The 17,761-nt window shown below is 68.9% G+C and carries 14 protein-coding genes and 1 pseudogene; 8 read left to right on the top strand and 7 right to left on the bottom strand.

From position 1 onward, the window contains the following. Window positions 1-416 precede the first annotated feature (416 nt). The 6 genes from ACO4JP_RS01460 to ACO4JP_RS01435 form a co-directional block, all read right to left on the bottom strand. On the bottom strand, window positions 417-2,033 hold the full coding sequence (locus tag ACO4JP_RS01460; RefSeq protein ID WP_425955624.1) for a glycoside hydrolase family 43 protein: 1,617 nt from the start codon (window positions 2,031-2,033) through the stop codon (window positions 417-419). A 44-nt stretch (window positions 2,034-2,077) separates the two neighbouring features. Further along, a complete protein-coding gene (locus ACO4JP_RS01455; protein ID WP_425955623.1) occupies window positions 2,078-3,604 on the bottom strand; it encodes an alpha-N-arabinofuranosidase in 1,527 nt (508 codons plus the stop codon). A 40-nt stretch (window positions 3,605-3,644) separates the two neighbouring features. Then, entirely contained in the window at window positions 3,645-5,543 is a 1,899-nt protein-coding gene (locus tag ACO4JP_RS01450) for a glycoside hydrolase family 127 protein (protein WP_425955622.1), read from the bottom strand. Between the two features lie 67 nt (window positions 5,544-5,610). After that, window positions 5,611-6,615 (bottom strand): LacI family DNA-binding transcriptional regulator, encoded by a 1,005-nt coding sequence (locus ACO4JP_RS01445; RefSeq protein WP_425955621.1) that lies wholly within the window; start codon window positions 6,613-6,615, stop codon window positions 5,611-5,613. Window positions 6,616-6,800: 185 nt separating this feature from the next. Next, the gene (locus tag ACO4JP_RS01440; RefSeq protein WP_425955620.1) at window positions 6,801-6,974 is read right to left on the bottom strand and encodes a hypothetical protein; all 174 of its coding nucleotides are present in this window, start codon (window positions 6,972-6,974) and stop codon (window positions 6,801-6,803) included. Continuing rightward, entirely contained in the window at window positions 6,975-7,367 is a 393-nt protein-coding gene (locus tag ACO4JP_RS01435; protein ID WP_425955619.1) for a glycoside hydrolase N-terminal domain-containing protein, read from the bottom strand. A 277-nt stretch (window positions 7,368-7,644) separates the two neighbouring features. Here ACO4JP_RS01435 and ACO4JP_RS01430 point away from each other — a divergent pair, with 277 nt between their 5' ends. From ACO4JP_RS01430 to ACO4JP_RS01395, 8 genes and pseudogenes are all read left to right on the top strand, one after another. Continuing rightward, complete coding sequence (locus ACO4JP_RS01430; RefSeq protein ID WP_425955618.1) at window positions 7,645-9,309, top strand: ABC transporter substrate-binding protein; 1,665 nt, start codon at window positions 7,645-7,647, stop codon at window positions 9,307-9,309. A 93-nt stretch (window positions 9,310-9,402) separates the two neighbouring features. Then, a complete protein-coding gene (locus ACO4JP_RS01425) occupies window positions 9,403-10,455 on the top strand; it encodes an ABC transporter permease (RefSeq protein WP_425955617.1) in 1,053 nt (350 codons plus the stop codon). A gap of 9 nt (window positions 10,456-10,464) precedes the next feature. Next, window positions 10,465-11,445 (top strand): carbohydrate ABC transporter permease, encoded by a 981-nt coding sequence (locus ACO4JP_RS01420; RefSeq protein WP_425955616.1) that lies wholly within the window; start codon window positions 10,465-10,467, stop codon window positions 11,443-11,445. A 139-nt stretch (window positions 11,446-11,584) separates the two neighbouring features. Continuing rightward, entirely contained in the window at window positions 11,585-12,139 is a 555-nt protein-coding gene (locus ACO4JP_RS01415; RefSeq protein ID WP_425955615.1) for a YesL family protein, read from the top strand. 7 nt (window positions 12,140-12,146) lie between these two features. Next, window positions 12,147-12,486, top strand: a pseudogene (locus tag ACO4JP_RS01410) (carbohydrate ABC transporter permease); the annotation flags it as partial. A 101-nt stretch (window positions 12,487-12,587) separates the two neighbouring features. Next, complete coding sequence (locus tag ACO4JP_RS01405; protein WP_425955614.1) at window positions 12,588-13,289, top strand: ThuA domain-containing protein; 702 nt, start codon at window positions 12,588-12,590, stop codon at window positions 13,287-13,289. Continuing rightward, the gene (locus tag ACO4JP_RS01400; protein ID WP_425955613.1) at window positions 13,274-14,362 is read left to right on the top strand and encodes a Gfo/Idh/MocA family protein; all 1,089 of its coding nucleotides are present in this window, start codon (window positions 13,274-13,276) and stop codon (window positions 14,360-14,362) included. Before ACO4JP_RS01405 ends, ACO4JP_RS01400 begins: the two co-directional genes overlap by 16 nt. A gap of 2 nt (window positions 14,363-14,364) precedes the next feature. After that, window positions 14,365-15,360 carry an alpha/beta hydrolase gene (locus ACO4JP_RS01395; protein ID WP_425955612.1) on the top strand — a complete coding sequence of 332 codons (996 nt, stop codon included), beginning with the start codon at window positions 14,365-14,367 and terminating at the stop codon, window positions 15,358-15,360. 57 nt (window positions 15,361-15,417) lie between these two features. Here ACO4JP_RS01395 and ACO4JP_RS01390 read toward each other — a convergent pair whose 3' ends face one another. Beyond that, window positions 15,418-17,748, bottom strand: a complete 2,331-nt coding sequence (locus ACO4JP_RS01390; protein ID WP_425955611.1) for a TIM-barrel domain-containing protein — start codon at window positions 17,746-17,748, stop codon at window positions 15,418-15,420. Window positions 17,749-17,761: the final 13 nt, after the last annotated feature.

The following is a 17,761-nucleotide window of genomic DNA, read 5'->3' as shown; positions in this document are numbered from 1 at the left end:
GTCGAACCGACCGGCGTCAGCTGCCAGTAGGCGGTACCGGGCTGTCCGTGATCGTGACCAGGGACGCGGTCGGGCCGGTGGGTCAACACGCGCAGGTTGGACGGCGCTCCTCACGCGGCACCTACGACCGTCGCGGCTTCGGCCGCTCCTCGAAGGTCGGCGCCGGGTACGACGATCGGCGTGCGGGCGTGCTCGTGGCTGCGCGTAGCGCCTCCATCGGCGTGAGGCCTGCACGGACGAGGTACTGCAGCTCGTGGTCGACGCTGGCGCCGTGGGCGAGGCCACCGCTGGCAATCCGGGCCCTGGTCGCAGGCATCACCGCGAGCCCGACCGTCGCCGCCCCCTGGCGACGGGTGCTGACCCCGTCAAGGTCGCACGTCAACACGACACCACCGCCGTCGACGTACACCGTGTTCTCATGGCCTCATCCCGCCGATGTCGTCACGGACACGAAACCAGTCGACGTCCACGTACCCACCAGTTTCGGTAGCGGCGTAGTAGAAGATGGCGAACCGGTAGCCGGTGAAGTGGTCGAGGTTGTACTCCATCGCCAGATCGTCGCCGATCGCCGTCCACGCGGCACCGTCGAGCGAGTACGCGAACGAGGCGCTGTCAGCGAGATCCCTGAAGTCTGCGTCCGCACGCAGGTAGATCGTCTCGACCGTCAGCGGCACCGTTGCGCTGGTGAAGGCGACGTTCCCCTTCCTGTCGGCCCGGCGCATCACGAGACGCTTCGTGCCGTTCTCCGCCTCGACGGCGACATACCCGTACTTCTGCTGGTACGTGGAGAGGCCGGCGACGTCGCCGTCCTTCATGTGGGAGACGTCGAGCGAGATGGCACCGGAGCAGGTGGGCCCGTAGGTGCGCTGGGTGAGGGTGTTCCGGGCGTCGAGGATGCCTGAGGCGGTGCTGCCCGTGGTCAGCCTCAGGTGGCTGGGCCGGTCGCTGAGTGACCAGAGTCGGTTGTCCGGGTTGTGGTTCCACTGCCACTGCAGCCCCAGGCTCGACCCGTTCCAGGCGTTCTCGTCGGACGCGGCAAGGGCGCCGGCGTCGGCCGTGTTCCAGTAGCCGGCCGGAGCGGCCCGGTTGTCGAACTCGTCGGACGTGACGATGTCTGTCGGGTCCGACGACGCCGTCGTGCACGGGACCGGCATCGTTCGGTCGAGCGCGTACGTCGGCCACCCGTCATCGCCCCACGTCACGCAGGCCAGTTGCGGCGAACGCCCGAGTGGTCCCTCGTCTTGGAACAGCATCGCGTACCACTGCCCGTCGGCCGCCTGGACGACGCCCCCCTGGGCTGCGCCGTCACCCTTGCGGCCCGCGACCGTCACCGCCTGGCTGAGCACGACCCGGCCCTCCCAGGTTCCGCCCTGCGACTGTGGTGTCAGAGACGTCGACCGCCACAGGACCTCCTTGCGGATCTCGTTCGTCGGCCACTCGATCATGAAGACGAAGTAGTACTCGCCGATCTTGTAGGCGTGCGAGCCTTCGGCATTCAGGCCGCTCGTCTGATCGACGTTCGCGTCGTCCACGAGCCTGGTCGCCGCGCCGTCCCACGCGAAGGTCCCGTCGTCGTTGCGCTTGAGCTTGCGCAGGTCGATCGCGCCGCCGCCGTAGACGAGGTAGGTGTCGTCGCCGTCGAACAGAAGGGACTGGTCGTGGGCGTATCCGTCGAGAACCGACCTCGTCCACGGCCCGTTCTCGATGCTGGGTGTCGAGTAGAGGTAGGTCTTCTCCGTCGTGAGGCTTCCGACGGAGATGTAGTAGGTGCCGTCGTGGTGCTTGATGCTTGCGGCCCAGCTGCCCTGCCCGTAGGCGCTCTTGCCGTTGCGCAGCGCGAGCGCGTCCGTGTCGTCGAGGATGGCGCCGGTGTAGCCGACGATCGACCAGTGGACAAGGTCGGTCGAGCGCATGATCGGCACGTTCGGAGCGAAGTACATGGTCGTGCTGACCATGTAGTACTGCACGCCGTCGTAGATGACGTCCGGGTCAGGCACGTCGGAGAAGACGACCGGGTTCGTGAAGGTGGGCACCACCATGACTCCTCGCGCGGAGCCGCCCTCGCCGTGACGCTCCATCAACGCAGGTCGAGGGACACGGTGACGTAGGAGTGCGCGGGCAGGTCGACCTCGAGCCCGCGCGGGTGCTCGCGGACGCCCGCGTGCGCGGCCGGCGCGACGGCGTCGAGCCGGTCCGGGGTGTTGTGCGCGTCGAGGGCGGGCGCCGTCAGCACGCGCGCGCTGTGCCCGACGACGTCGCGGCCGCGCAGGTCCAGCACCACGGTGCGGTCCGTCTCGACGTCGAGGTTTGACAGCGACACCAGCGCGGCCCCGTCCTTGACCGACGCGGACGCCGACACCAGCGGGAGCTGCGCCCCGTCGACCGTGCGGGCCTCGACGTCGCGCAGGTGCACCGCCAGCGCGGCGGCGTCCTGGTGGCCCGCGTTCATCGCGAACACGTGGTAGGTCGGGGTCAGGACGAGGGCGCCCGAGTCGGGGTCGGTGAGGATCATCGCCTGCAGCACGTTGACCGTCTGGGCGATGTTCGCCATCACGACCCGCTCGGCGTGCCGGTGGAAAGAGTCGAAGTGGATCGCGGCGACCAGGGCGTCACGCAGAGTGTTCTGCTGGTACAAGAAGCCCGGGTTGGTGCCCGGCTCCACGTTCCACCACGTGCCCCACTCGTCCACGACCAGGCCGACCTTGCGGTGCGGGTCGTAGCGGTCCATCACCGTCGAGTGGCGGGCGAGCAGCTCCTCCATCCGGCGGGCACGCCCCATGGTGGTGTACCACTCGGCGGTGCTGAAGCCGGTCGCGGCGCCCTTGTCGCCCCACGTGCCCGACATCGTGTAGTAGTGCAGCGACACCGCCTGGAACGGGCGCGCCGGGGTGGTCGCGTCCGCGGCCAGGTCGTCGAACGAGCGCATCAGCGTCTCGGTCCAGTGCAGGTCCGACTCGTTGGCCCCGGCCGCGATCCGGTACAGCTCGTTGCCGCCCTGGTCGCGCGAGTAGGTCGCGTACTGGCGGGCCAGCGCCGCGAACTGCTCGACCCGCATGTGGCCGCCGCAGCCCCACGCCTCGTTCCCGAGCCCCCAGAACGGCACGCGCCAGGGCTCCTCCCGGCCGTTCGCCCGGCGCAGCGCCGCCATCGGCGAGTCGTCCGCGCGGGTCAGGTACTCGACCCAGTCCGACATCTCCGCCACGGAGCCCGACCCGACGTTGCCCGAGACGTAGGGGTCCGCGCCGAGCAGCTCGCACAGGTCCATGAACTCGTGCGTCCCGAACGCGTTGTCCTCGACGACGTCGCCCCAGTGGGAGTTGACCATCCGCGGCCGCTGGTCCCGCGGGCCGATACCGTCGCGCCAGTGGTAGTCGTCGGCGAAGCAGCCGCCCGGCCAGCGCAGGTTCGGGATCGCGATCGCCCGCAGGGCCTCGACGACGTCGGCGCGGATCCCGCGCACGTTCGCGATCTCCGAGTCCTCCCCCACCCAGAAGCCGCCGTAGATGCAGCGGCCCAGGTGCTCGGCGAAGTGGCCGTACACGTGCCGCGAGATGGTCGGGCCGGGCAGGTCGAGGTCGATCACCGCGGTCGTGCTGGTCGTCATGGCGTTCCTATTCGGTCGGAAGGTTCTGTCGTCGGTGGGCTCAGCGAGGGGAGACCGGGAGCCAGACCCGCATCGGTCCGGGCGCCCGGTTGCCCCAGGTGGAGAACGGGATCGCGATCACGGCGTGCTCGTCGCCGACCTCCGCGGAAGGGTCTGCGCCGTAGAGCTGGTCCGCGGCCCGGATCACCCGGCACCGCACGGCGAGCGTGCCGCCTTCGCGCACCGTGATCGGCGCGTCGGGCACCAGGGCGATGTCGTCGACGTCGATCTCGTGCGCCAGGTCGGCGTGCTCGACGCAGTAGACGATCGGTCCGCGCTCCACGGCTGCAGCCCCTCGCAACGCGTCGACGCGATGATGGGCGGTCGTGAGGCGCGGCGTCAGGTCGAGCTCCAGGACGTAGGTGGCACCGGGCGTCAGCGGGACCCGGGCGTAGCCGTCGTCCTCACGCTCGTGGCTGCCGTCCGGGCCGAGCACGCTGCTGCGCGACGACCACTCCGGGATGCGCACACGCAGCGCGGCGCCGGACGAGACGACCTCGGCGTCGACGTGGATCTCCACGCGGCCGTCCGCCGGGTACGCCGTGACGACCCGCACCGTGCCCGCGCCGAGCTCGGCCGGGAGGTCGATCTCGGCGGCGGCGAGCTGGTGGAGCCAGAGGGCACCGTCGGTGACCGTCGCGACATAGGCACTCAGCTGGGCGACGGTGCGTGCGATGTTCGGAGGGCAGCAGGCGCACGGGTACCAGGAGGCGCGCTCGCGGGGCGCGTTCTCCTCCGAGTGGTGGTCATGGCGCAGCTGGAGCGGGTTGGCGTAGAAGAACCGCGTGCCGCTCGCGTCGACCGCCGCGGCCAGCGCGTTGTGCACCTCGCGCTCGATTGTCGCGGCGTACCGGGCGGCGCCGCCGGCGCCGTCGGCCAGGAGCATCCGCCACGTCCACAGGAGGTCGGCGATCGTGGCGCACGTCTCCGCGTACGCGCGGTCGGACGGGAGCTCGTAGTCGTCGCCGAACGCCTCGTCGCGGTGCCGTGACCCGAAGGCACCGGAGAGGTACATCTTGCGGTCGTGCGCGCTGCTCCACTGCGCGTCCATCGCCCGCCGCAGCGAGGCGTCGCCCGTCTCGACGAAGACGTCGGTCACCCCGGCGTTGAGGTAGAGCTGGCGGACGGCGTGCCCGACGGCGGCCGTCGACTCGCGCACGGGCCGGTGGTCCTGGAAGTAGTGCGCGCCGAGCGAGCCGACGGTCAGCAGGCCGTGGCCGCGCAGGTCGACCATCCGGGAGGCGAGGTCGAGGTACCTGCGCTCTCCCGTCGTGCGGAACAGCTCCACAAGGGCAGACTCGATCTCGGGGTGACCGCAGATGCCGTCGACTCCCTCGGGGCCGAACCGCTCGTCGAGGAGGTCGGCGAACCGGCGTGCCACGTCCAGCAGGTCCGTGCGTCCCGTGGCGCGGGCCAAGGCGATCGCGGCCTGGACCAGGTGCCCGGCGACGTACATCTCGTGCGTCCACTCGAGCTCGGCGAACTTCTTCTCCGGAGCGACCCCCTGGATCCAGGTGTGCACGTAGCCCGAGGGCTCCTGCACGCGGGCGACGAGCGCGACGACGTCGTCGAGCCACGCGTCGAACGTGTGCGTGCCGCTGCGAGCGATCTCCCAGGCGACGGCCTCGATCACCTTGTACAGGTCGGAGTCCGCGAACACGAAGCCGCGATGCTCCGCCGTCGACTCGCCCACGACGCGCCGGAAGTTGTCGAGCACCCCCGAGGCCTCGAGCTGCTTGATGCAGTGCGGGATGGTGGCGGTGCCGTTGCGTTCCTGCCAGGCCCCGAGCGGGCCGCCGACCAGACGGACGGCGGGGACGGGCAGCGGGCGGTGCCGCGTCTCGGCGATCGGCGACGCGGGGAGGGCGCGCTGGGCGGGCGCGGGCACAGGACTGCTCACGGTGTGGTCTCCTCTGACCGGTGGGGTGCGGGGTCGCGCGGCGGGGGCGCGCATCGATGAGCCGGGGCTACGCGCCGCCGCGGGTGGAGCCACGCACGACGAGCCGGACGGGCACGACGGCGTGCTCGGCCGGACCGGTCCAGCCCGACATCTGCCGGTGCAGCAGCCCGACGGCCTTCTCGGCGAGACCCTCGTGGTTGGCGTCGATCGAGGTGAGACCGGGCGGGACGAACCGCACCATGTCGAGGTTGTCGAAGCCCGCGATCTGGACGTCCGCGGGGATGCGCAGCCCGCGGTCCGCCATCGCCGAGATGGCTCCCAGCGCGATGATGTCGGTGACCGCGAAGACCCCGTCGAAGGGCAGACCCGAGTCGATGACGTCGAGCATCGCGTCGCGCGCCGCGGCCGAGCTGTACTCGGAGATCGGCACCACGTACCGCGGGTCCACGCCCAGGCCGGCATCGAGACAGGCGCGCTCCCACCCGAGCCGGCGGTCCGACGACATCGTGTGCCCGGGGTCGAACGTGCAGCCCAGCGCCAGGATGCGCCTGGAGCCGCCCTCGATCATGTGCGCCGTGGCGAGCCGGGCGCCCTCCTCGTTCGCGAGCCGGACGTGGTTGAACCGCTCGGGCGCGTCGCGCTCGCCGAGCAGGACGATGGGCTTCGAGGTGCGAACCCGCTCCAGCCGGTCGATGTCGAGGCCGGCCACGGACAGCAGCACGCCGTCGTACAGGTGGAGGCGCGCGACGCTCAGCGCCTCCATCTCCTGCTCCGGGCTGGCACTCGTGCGCTCGAGGACGAGGTGGCGTCCTTCCGCCTCGATCAGCAGCGCGAGCTTGTCGGAGACCTCGCCGAAGTAGTCGTGGAACGACGGGGCGATGAAAGCGACGGTGTCCGTCCGTCCGGCCCGCAGGTGGCGTGCCGTCAGGTTGACCTCGTAGCCGAGCGCCTCGACGGCCGCCATGACGCGGGCGCGCGTCGGCCCGCCGACCGGGAGACGCTCGTTGAGGACGTTCGACACCGTCATGACCGAGACGCCTGCCTCGCGGGCGACGTCCGCCATCCTCACCATCAACACCCTCCCTTCCACGACATTGTGCCCGCCAAGGGCGTGTTCGCTCACCCGGACGCGGGACCCGCGACGACGCGGGAGCGGGTCCAATATATCGATAAAACGTCCGACGGCAAGGTCCCCGCGACGGCGCCGAGAGGGCGATCTTCGGGCGCGGGCGATGACCCGCCGGCGGTCCCCCGGCGCTACGCCCCGACCACGACGACGGTCTCGCCGGCGCGCAGCGAGACCGTCCGCCGTCCGGTGACGTCAGCCTCTTGCGTCGTCGTCGCGCGCACGGGATGTGGGCTCCCCAGGGTCGGCGCGACGCTCGGCGCGCCGGTGGCGCGGGCGACCAGCACGCCGTCGACGGCCGACACTTAGGTCTTGAGCTCCACGCCCGCACCGTGACTGCTGGACGCTAGCCCCGAGCGCAGGTCGAGGCGCCGCCTATCCCCGAGGGGAGGCCGTCGCTCCGCCGCTCCGGGTCGTACTCCCCCTCGATCAGCCGAGCGGCTGGAACGCCTGCACCCACGTCGACGACTGCAGTGCCCGGGGCCCGCGGCCCCGGCCGCGCGCAGCGCGGTCACGCCTCCGGGGTCGCGTCGGGGGACGCGGGCCGCGAGGCCGCCCGACCAGAGGGTGTCGAAGTTGAGATCAAACCGCTCGGCTCCGACGCGGCCGTGAACGGCGGCGCCCAGAGCGCCGTTCCCGAGCAGGTAGCAGTCGGCGAACCGTGCGGCGGGGGCGTCGTTCTCCAGGGTGTGGCGCATGGTGCTCCTCCCGGTGCGGGACGGCGTCGTCTCAGCGCTTGCGCGGGGGCTTGACGACTCGCGGAAACCTCTCTATTTTATCGCTACAATCCTGTCGGGATGTGGGCGCGAGACCGATCTCGCGCCCACAGTGCATGGAGTGTTCTGGATTGCTTCCAGACACTACGTCCGTGCCACGACTCCCGGCAGGGAAATCGTTTTCCCTCAACGGAGAGAGAATCTGGTGCGTACCCCAAGCAAGAAGTTGTCAACTCTGGTCCTGGCTGCAGCAGTCTCAGTGGGACTCGTCGGATGCAGCTCTCACGGCGCTCCCGAGGAGGCGGCCCCTTCGAAGCCGGTCGTCATCCCCGAGGGTGACCTCGCGGACAAGTCGGGCACGCTGACCCCCAGCAACCCCACCACGCTGTCGGTGTACATCGAGTCGTCGCACCAGGTGCCGGCTGCCGACAACAAGCTGACCAAGCTCCTCAAGGACAAGCTCGGCGTCACCCTGAACTACGAGCTCGTCACCGGGGACAACGCCGACCAGAAGATCGGCGTCATGCTCGCCGGCGGCGACTACCCCGACCTGATGGGCACCGGCGACCTCAAGCACCGGTTCATCGAGGGCGGCGCGTTCACGCGTCTCGACAGCATGCTCAAGACGGGCAAGTACCCGAACGTCGAGGACTACGTCAAGCCGTACATCAAGCAGATGAACTACTCGGGCGACGCGATCGACAAGGGCCTGTACATCCTCCCGGCCTTCAACCGGTTCTACGGTGACGTCACGGGCGGCTCGTACTACGGCCCCGCGTTCTGGATCCAGAAGCGCGTGCTCGCGGACGCCGGCTACCCGGACCTGAGCAACATGACGATCGACAAGTACTTCCAGCTGATCTCCGACTACAAGGCGAAGCACCCGACGACCGACGGCGCCCCGACGGTCGGCTTCGAGGCACCCGCGCCTGTTGGAGCGGAGTGGATCCTGACCAACCCGCCGGCGTTGCTGGCCGGCTCCCCGAACAACGGTGGCGTCATCGTCGACAAGGACAACCACGCGTCGATCTACGCTAACAAGGACGTCGCGAAGAACTGGTACCAGGCCCTCAACACCGAGTACAACAAGGGCCTCGTCGACCCCGAGACCTTCACCCTGACGAACGACCAGTTCTCGGCGAAGCTGGCCAGCGGCACCGTCCTCGGCATGCAGGACCAGGGCTGGCAGTTCGGTAACGCCACCTCGTCGCTGCAGAGCGCCGGCAAGGACCAGTACACCTACGTGCCGCTCATGCCGGTCTACCCCGGTGCCACGCCGTACTACGCCGACCGTGCCGTGATGAACATCAACCAGGGCTTCGGTGTCTCCTCCACGAGCAAGCAGAAGGAGAAGGCGCTCAAGTTCCTCGACATCATGCTCTCCGAGCCGTGGCAGAAGGTGCTCTCCTGGGGCATCGAGGGCCAGGACTACCAGGTCGGCGCCGACGGCAAGTTCACGCGCACGGACCAGCAGCGCACCCAGTCCAAGGACCTCACCTGGCAGTCCAAGAACAAGCTCATGGCGCTCATGGACCAGCTCCCCAAGCACAACGGCCAGTTCTCCGACGGCAACGCCTTCAGCCCGGACGACCAGCCCACCGAGTTCTACGCGACGCTGTCCGCGTACGACAAGGCCTTCATGCAGAAGTACGGCACGAAGACCTGGATGGACTTCGTCAACAAGGCTCCGGAGAACCCCAAGTACTACCCGGCGTGGAACATCACGCTCGATGACGCGGCCACCCAGGCCAACCAGCAGATGACCGACGCCGCCGTGCAGAACCTGCCCAAGATCATCGCGGGCAAGACGTCCGACTTCGACAAGAACTGGAAGGCTTACACCGACATCTTCGGCCAGATCGACGTCAAGAGCTACGAGGACGTCATCAACAAGGGCATCCAGGACCGTCTGAAGAACTGGTAACAGTTCGCGAGCACTCGTGGTGGGGGGCGCGAGCCCCCCACCACGACATGTTCGTGATCACCACCCACTGCTCCCGACGACGAGGTTGGACAGATGACTGACGCCACGGTCGGCACTCTTGTGGCCGCTACCGGGCCGGAGACGGCCCTTCCGCTCGCGACCGGTTCGCGTGCCACGAAGCGCAAGGCCCGGAAGAACACAACGAAGGGCCCCAAGCGCGAGATCACCTGGGACAGGGTCTGGGCGCAGCGAGCCTTGATCGCGATGGCAGTCCCGCTGCTGCTCTACCAAATCCTGTTCAAGTACGTCCCGGCATACGGGTGGGTGATCGCCTTCCAGCACTACCGGCCCGGACGCGGCAGCATCTGGAACCAGCAGTGGGTAGGCCTCGACAACTTCCGCAACCTGTTCACCGGCATCAATGGCCAGCACTTCCGCAATGTCGTCATCAACACGCTGGGGCAGTCGCTGCTCTCCCTGATCGTCGGCACCATCGGGGCCATCGTCCTGGCGCTGCTGCTCAACGAGGTCAGGAACCTGCCGTTCAAGCGCGTGCTGCAGAACATCACCTACATGCCGCACTTCCTCAGCTGGGTGATCGTCGCGAGCCTGGCCTCGGTGGCCCTGTCGCTGCCCAGCTCCGGGGGCTTCATCAACCAGGCGCTGCTGAACCTGCACCTCATCACCCACCCGGTGATGTTCCTGACCCAGCCGAACTACTTCTGGCAGATCGTCGCCGGGACGAACCTGTGGAAGGAGCTGGGCTGGAACACGATCCTGTACCTGACCGCGATCACCGCCATCGACCCGACTCTGTATGAGGCCGCCGAGGTCGACGGCGCCGGCCGCTACCGCAAGATGTTCAGCATCACGCTCCCGAGCATCCGCCCCACGATCGTCGTGCTGCTCATCATCAACAGCGGCTGGATCCTGTCCACGAACTTCGAGCTGCCGTACTTCCTCGGCAACGGCCTGGTGTCCCAGCGGGCCCAGACCATCGACGTCTTCGTGCTGCACTACGGCTACCAGCTGGGCAACTACAGCGTTGCCGTCGTCGCGGGCATCTTCAAGACCATCGTCGCCATCATCCTGGTGGGCTCGGCGAACGCAGCGGCCAAGCGCCTCAACCAAGAGACCCTGGTCTAGGAGGACCTCATGGCAACCATTGCCTCGGAGTCGGCGACCATCGCCTCGGAGTCTCTGTCGCTCCGCACATCACGCGCCCGGTCGCCCCGTAACAAGTGGACAGTCGAACGGATCGTCTTCACGACGCTCAACACGACCTTCCTGGTTCTCCTCGCGGCGCTCATGGTCTACCCGCTGCTAAACACCCTCGCCATCTCGTTCAACAACGGCCAAGACGCTATCCGCGGGGGGATCGGCATCTGGCCTCGCGTGTTCTCACTGCAGAACTACGGCGTCGTGTTCAACATGAGCACGCTCTACCAGGCCTTCTTCATGAGCGTCCTGAAGACGGTCGTGGTCGTGGCGACGAACCTGTTCTTCACCTCGATGCTCGCCTACGCGCTCAGCCGCAACGAGTTCATCTTCCGCCGCTCGATCACCCTGATCTTCGTGGCGACGATGTACTTCGACGCCGGGCTGATCCCCAACTACCTGCTCATCAAGGACCTGGGGTTGCTGAACAACTTCAACGCCTACTGGGTGCCGACGATCATCAGCGCGTTCAACCTGATCCTCCTGCGCACGTACATGAAGTCGATCCCCGACGAAATCATCGAGTCAGCACGGATCGACGGCGCAGGCGAGTTCCGCACGTGGTGGCAGATCGTCATGCCGCTGTGCAAGCCCACGCTGGCCGTGATCGGCCTCTTCGTGGCCGTGGGCAGCTGGAACTCCTGGCTGGACACCCTGCTCTACAACTCGAACGAACAGTGGTTGTCCACCCTGCAGTATGAGCTGCAGAAGCTGCTGTCGAGCTCGATGACCCAGGGAATGAACGGCGCCGGCCAGTCGGGCGGCGCTGCCGCCGCGGCGGCCGGCGCGCAGGGCACCACGCCGATCGCCCTCCGGTCGGCGATCACCATGGTGGCGGCCGTCCCGATCCTGTTCGTCTACCCGTTCCTGCAGAAGCACTTCGTGTCCGGTCTCATGATCGGCTCCGTGAAGGGCTGACGTGTCGGCCCCCCGCTGCTGCGGGGGGCCGATCGTCGTCCGGACCCGGATCTCCGCGCACTGAGAGGCCCCGATCATCTTTCGTTTCAATCCCGACTCGCGACTCTGGCGCATCCTGGAATCGCTCGGTTCCGTCATCGTGATCAACCTGTTCTGGCTCGCGAGCCTCGCCCTGGTCGTGACGGCGGGAGCGGGAACGGTGGTTGCCTACGAGGTCTGCCGCCGGTACGTCCTGGGCAAGGACGCGGGCCTCTGGGCCGTCGCCACGAAGGCCTGGCGGCAGAGCTGGAGGCAGGCGACCCTCATCGGCCTGCTGGCCGTCCCCGTCGCGGCCGCCGGCATCCTCTCCCTCTCCTACCTGCCCACTCTCGGGCTCGCCGAGGTCGTGGTACCGCTCGTCGTCGCCGGACTTTTCCTCGTGCTCCTGGTCTTCTGGTGCCTCCCCCTCGCAGCCCGCTTCACCAACCCCACCTGGCGCCAGGTGCGCAACGGGTTCACCTTGGGGTTGACGACGCCCAGCCTGACGTTCCTGCTCGGGATCGCCCTGGTCGTCGGAGGCGTCGCCGTGTGGAACTTCATGCCCGCGGTGTTCGTGGCACCCGGCCTGATCCTCCTGTGGTGGTGCTACCTGCTCGAGCGGTTCTTCGTCGCCCGGGGGTACGTGCAACCGGAGCCGGAGGAGGCGGAGGTCTGACACCCGGGTGAAAGACACGCCGTGGGCGGTGGTGCTGCCCGGCGCACTGTCGGTGTTCAACCTGCTGGTGATGAAGTCGTCCTTCGAGAACCTCCCGCGGGAGCTCGTTCCTCGACCTCGACCAGAACGACCTCTTCCCGCTGTCGCTGTTCCTGCGCAACCTCATCGCCGGCGCGTCCACCACCACCGCGGAGAGCGCGTCCGCCGCTGGGACCACCTCGGCGGCCATCTCGGCCAACATCCAGGCCGTGGCGGTGATTCTGGCGATCCTGCCGATCCTGTGCATCTACCCGTTCGTGCAGCGGCACTTCATCTCGGGCGTGATGCTCGGCTCGGTCAAAGGCTGACCGCGGCTACCGGGCGGGGGCTTCGACCCCGCCCGGTCGTCGCGTCGTGCGTCGTCGCCGGCGACGACGCGTACTCAACGATGGACTTGGTGGGAGGACTGATGTCACGAAAGAAGCGTGCGCTGGTCGTACGCGGAGGATGGGACGGGCACCAGCCGGTCGAGACGACGGACTCGTTCTTGCCCTTCCTCGGTGAGCACGGCTACGACGTCCGCGTCGAGGACGAGACCAGGGTGTACGCCGACGCCGAATACATGGCGGGCGTCGACGTCGTCGTCCAGACGAACACCATGAACACGATCGCCACAGACGAGCTGTGGGGCCTCATCAACGCCGTCAGGAGCGGCACCGGCATGGCGGGGTGGCACGGTGGGATCGCCGACTCCTACCGCAACAGCTCCGACTATCTCCACCTCGTCGGCGGTCAGTTCGTCACCCATCCGGCCAAGGCGCCGCGCGACGAGCTGCCCGGCGACGGTACCGACTGCTTCGTGCGCTACACGGTCGACATCGTGCCGGACAAGGCCGACCACCCGATCGTCGCCGGCATCTCGGACTTCGAGCTGACCACCGAGCAGTACTGGGTGCTCAGCGACGAGTACAACGACGTCCTGGCGACGACCACGATCGCCGCGCCCGACTACCACCCGTGGCACCGCCCGGTCACCTGTCCCGCGGTGTGGACCCGGCTCTGGGGCCAGGGCCGCGTCTTCGTGTCGACGCCGGGCCACAGCCTCGACGTCGTCGACGACCCGAACGTCCGCACCATCATCGAGAGGGGCATCCTGTGGGCCAGCCGTTGAGGATCGGCATCGTCGGCGTCGGAGCGATCTCCGGCGCGTACCTGACCACGATCGAGCGGCTCGAGGCGCTGCGGCTGGTCGCGGTCGCCGATCTCGACGCGGCGCGGGCGGCGGCGGTCGCGGCGGCGTATGGGGCGCGCGCGCTCACCGTCGCCGAGCTGGTCACCGACCCCGGGGTCGACGTCGTGCTCAACTTGACGGTCCCGGCCGCGCACGCCGAGATCGCCCTCGCGGCCATCGCCGCGGGCAAGGACGTATACGGCGAGAAGCCGCTCGCGGCAACCATGGACGAGGCGCGCGCGATCCTCGACGCCGCGCGCGAGGCGGGCGTGCGCGTGGGGTGCGCCCCGGACACGGTGCTGGGTACCGGCGTGCAGACGGCGCGCAAGGCCGTCGACGACGGGCTCATCGGTACCCCCGTCGCCGCGACCGCGACGATGGTGACGCCTGGGCACGAGCGCTGGCACCCGAACCCGGACTTCTACTACCAGCCCGGAGGCGGGCCCCTGCTGGACATGGGCCCCTACTACGTGACGGCACTGGTCACGCTGCTGGGGCCGGTCGAGTCCGTCGTCGGTGCCGCGAGCCACAGCCGGGCCACGCGCACCATCGGCTCGGGCCCCCGGGCCGGTGAGAGAGTGCCGGTCGACGTCGAGACGCACGTGACGGGCGTGCTGCGGCACGAGTCCGGCGTGCTGTCCACCCTGGTCATGAGCTTCGACACCGTCGCGTCGCGCGCTTCCCGGATCGAGGTCCACGGCCAGAAGGGATCTCTCGTCGTCCCCGACCCCAACGGGTTCGACGGCGCCGTCGAGCTGCACCTCCTCGACGGCGACTGGCAGACCTTGCCCGCGAGCGCCGGCTACCGCGACGGCGCACGTGGGTTCGGGCTGGCCGACCTCGCCGCCACGCCGCCTGCCACGACGGCTCGGGCGAACGGCGCACTCGCCTACCATGTGCTCGACGTCATGACATCGCTGCTCACCGCAGCCGAGAAGGGCACAGCCGTCGCCGTCGCCAGCACGTGCGAGCGGCCGGCAGCCGTCGCGTCGCTGCAGCACATCGAGGGGTAGAGATGACCCGAAGCTTCGTTCCTGAGATGGAGGAACGCCGACATCTCGTGGCGCCGTACCAGACCTACGGTGAGATCCCGGCGGACCGCGAGGCGCGCTGGAAGGCACCGTACGGGCCCCCGGAAGCGTGGGACCTGGAGGTAGTCGACGCCGTCGTCCCCGGTCCGCACGGGAGTGTCCCCGTGCGGGTCTATACGCCGCGCTCGAAGCCGCCGCCCGGTGGGCGCCCCGGCTTGGTGTGGATTCACGGCGGGGCGTTCTCGTTCGGCGATCTCGACATGCCCGAGGCGGACGCGACCGCGCGGGGCATCGCGGGGCGCGCAGACGCCGTCGTCGTCTCGGTGGACTACCGGCTGTGCCCGGTGCCTGCCGAGCTCGGTGGAGGCGGGGATGACCGGCTCGACGAACGAGGCGAGCGCGTGTGCTTTCCGGTGCCGCACGACGACTGCCTGGCCGCGTTCACCACCGTGCGCGACCTCGCCGCCGACCTCCACATCGACCCCGCTCGCCTGGCGATCGGCGGGGCGAGCGCCGGCGGTTGCCTCGCCGCGGGCGTGGCGCTGCGCCTCGGCGACGACGGCCACCCCCCGTGGCAGCTGCTCCTGGTGTACCCGGTGCTCCACCCGACGCTCCCGGAGCTGCCCGCGGAGCTGGCCGAGGCCATCGCGACGGTGCCTCCGGCGCTGCTGTTCCCGCCCGACGCGCGCGAAGCGATCGACCGCACCTACCTCGGCGACGGCCCAGCCACCCCTTACGCCTACGCCGGACTCTCGCAAGACCTGTCCGTGCTCTCGCCCACCTACGTGGAGAACGCCGAGTTCGACGTGCTCCGCGCGAGCGGGGAAGCGTTCGCCCAGCAGTTGCGGGACGCGGGCGTGCACGTCGAGGAGCACCTGCGCAAGGGCGTGCCGCACGGCCACCTCGACGCCATCGGACTGGACGCGGCGGCCGCGACCCTGGACGCCCTGACGAAGAGGTTGACGGGCAGGCCGGCTTGAACGGTCGCGAGGTCAGCGGGCCAACCTGCCTCGGCGACCGGCCCGCAGCCGACGACGTCAGCCGATCACCTCGACGTGGAACTTCCGCCCGGCAAGCTGTCCTGCAAACGGACCCTGCGGGTCGGCGACCGTCAGCGTTCCCGCTGCGTCGTCCCAGGTCAGCGTGGTGATGGCGAGCTCGCCGTCCTCGTACTGGTACCCGTCGCCGGCGTCGTCGTAGAGCTCGAAGGTCGCGTCGCTGCCTCGGTAGACCCGGACGTAGACGTTCTGGGTGTCGAGCTCGTCGGTTGACGGCGCGGGCGCGAAGGTCGGCAGGATCGTGCCGGCCTTGACGTAGACCGGGATCGTCCCAAGGTCGGCCTTCGCGGTGATCGTGGTGCCGCCGTCGACGTGCTCGCCGGTGTGCAGGTCGTACCAGCCGCCGGGGTGAGCGGGCAGGTACACCTCACGGCTCCTCGGCGCATCGAGAGTCACGCCGCCGACACCGAAGTACATCGGTGACGTGACCGGACAGACCATCAGGCTGTCCCCGAAGAGGAACTGGTCGCCGATGGTGCGTGCCGTCTCGTCGTCGGCGAAGTCGAAAGCGAGGAGCCGCATCAGCGTGGCCCCCTGCGACCACACCCGGTAGGCGTGGGTGTAGAGGTATGGCATGAGCGTGTAGCGCAGCCGGTTCGCCGCCAGCAGCGCGTCGTAGAACGGCTCACCCTCCGCACCGAACAGCCAGGGCTCACGCCGGGTGTCGGTCCCGTGGCTGCGGAACACCGGCGAGAAGGCCCCGTACTGGAACCAGCGCACGTACAGCTCGCGGTAGGCCGGGTCCTGGTTGCCGTCCTCGTAGTCGCCGTCCCAGAACCACTCCAAGCCCTTCCGGACGAAGAACGCGCCGATGTCGGTGGTCCAGTACGGCAGGCCGGAGGCGCAGAAGTGCAGGCCGGAGACGATCTGCTTGCGCAGGGTGTCCCAGGTCGCCGAGATATCTCCCGACCACAGGATGGTGCCGTAACGCTGCTGGCCGGTGTAGCCGCTGCGGGTCAGGTTGACCACCCGCTTGCCGCTGCCTTCACCGCGCTGACCCTCGTAGAGGGTCTGCGCGTGGTAGAGGCAATAGGCGTTCATCGCGGCGGTGTCGAAGTGCTTGGCGGCCTCCTGGCAGAACTCGTAGTGCGCCGCGTCAGGCTCGGGCTTGACGAGGCGCGACCACTCGGGAGTGATCGGCTCCGAGTTGTCGCACCACCAGGCGTCGATCCCGGCCGGGAAGAGCTGCTCGCGCACCTGCTGCCAGTACAGCTCGCGAGCCTGCGACTGGAACGCGTCGTAGATCGTCGACCCCGGGACGAGCAAGTCTGCGTCCTTGAACTGCCGGTAGTTCGCCGACTTCTCGTCCATGTTCGGCCACACCGAGATCATCAGCCGCACGTGCTCGTCGTGCAGAGCCTCCACCATCGCCGCGGGGTCAGGGAAGCGATCGGGATCCATCGTCTTCTGACCCCAGAGCCCCTCGCTCCACGTGATCCAGTCGAGCACCAGGCAGTCCAGCCCGAACCCACGGCTGCGGAACCCCTCGGCGACGGCGAGGATCTCGTCCTGCGTCTCGTAGCGCTCCTGCGACTGGAGGTAGCCGTACGCCCACCGGGGCAGCATGACCGCGTCACCGGTCAGCTGCCGGTACCCGGCGACGACACCGTCGAGGCCGCCGCCGTTGATGAAGTAGAGGTCGAGCTCGTCGTCGGCTTCGCAGTGCAGGTATGAGCCGTACTCGGTGTCCGAGAAGATCATCGGCGAGTAGGTGTCGACCAGCAGCCCGTAGCCGAGGTGGGAGACCAGCACCGGGACGGGGCTCTTCAGGTTGGCCTGGTGCAGGAACACTCGGGTGCCACGCAGGTTGAGGACGCCCTCCTCGTGCTGCCCCAGCCCGTAGAGCACCTCGTCGTCCGCCCAGCGCAGGTGGAGACGCGCCCTGTAGAGGGTCTTGTCGGGCACCTTGGTCACGTCGCGGATGACGCGCTTGACGCCGTCCGGGGTGACGATCTCGTCGACCTGTGCCGTGTCTGCGAGCACCCGGAACGACTCGAACGCCTCAAGAGTCTTCGCGTCGTGCTCTCGCTCGCGCAACAGGACGGCGCCGTCCACGTCGAGGTAGGTGAACGAACCGGTGGCCTTGTCGACGTCGACGACGGTGTGGCCGGCCGTGAGGCGCACGACGCCGTCGGCGTCGTCGTAGGTCCACGGCGACCACGTGCCGGCGTGAACCACGCCGGGCTTCACGGCAGCACGCGTGCCGGCGTCCTTGGAGTAGGTGACGCGGACGATCCGATCGGTCTTGGGGGTGAGCCGGTGCACGCCCGCCTCGGAGACCAGGACGAGCGTGTCGCCGTCGCGGCGCACCTCAGTGATGGCA

This window comes from Xylanimonas sp. McL0601 (assembly GCF_049852175.1).
In the GTDB taxonomy this organism is placed as follows: domain Bacteria; phylum Actinomycetota; class Actinomycetes; order Actinomycetales; family Cellulomonadaceae; genus Xylanimonas.
The sequence above is the reverse complement of the archived record's forward strand: the minus strand, read 5'-3'. Positions and strand labels throughout refer to the sequence as shown.

Bases quoted from the DNA above. Each gene is read 5' to 3' on its own strand.
- ACO4JP_RS01455 (WP_425955623.1), bottom strand. From the start codon at position 3,604: ATGACGACCAGCACGACCGCGGTGATCGACCTCGACCTGCCCGGCCCG.
- ACO4JP_RS01445 (WP_425955621.1), bottom strand. From the start codon at position 6,615: ATGGTGAGGATGGCGGACGTCGCCCGCGAGGCAGGCGTCTCGGTCATG.
- ACO4JP_RS01435 (WP_425955619.1), bottom strand. From the start codon at position 7,367: ATGCGCCACACCCTGGAGAACGACGCCCCCGCCGCACGGTTCGCCGAC.
- ACO4JP_RS01425 (WP_425955617.1), top strand. From the start codon at position 9,403: ATGACTGACGCCACGGTCGGCACTCTTGTGGCCGCTACCGGGCCGGAG.
- ACO4JP_RS01420 (WP_425955616.1), top strand. From the start codon at position 10,465: ATGGCAACCATTGCCTCGGAGTCGGCGACCATCGCCTCGGAGTCTCTG.
- ACO4JP_RS01405 (WP_425955614.1), top strand. From the start codon at position 12,588: ATGTCACGAAAGAAGCGTGCGCTGGTCGTACGCGGAGGATGGGACGGG.
- ACO4JP_RS01395 (WP_425955612.1), top strand. From the start codon at position 14,365: ATGACCCGAAGCTTCGTTCCTGAGATGGAGGAACGCCGACATCTCGTG.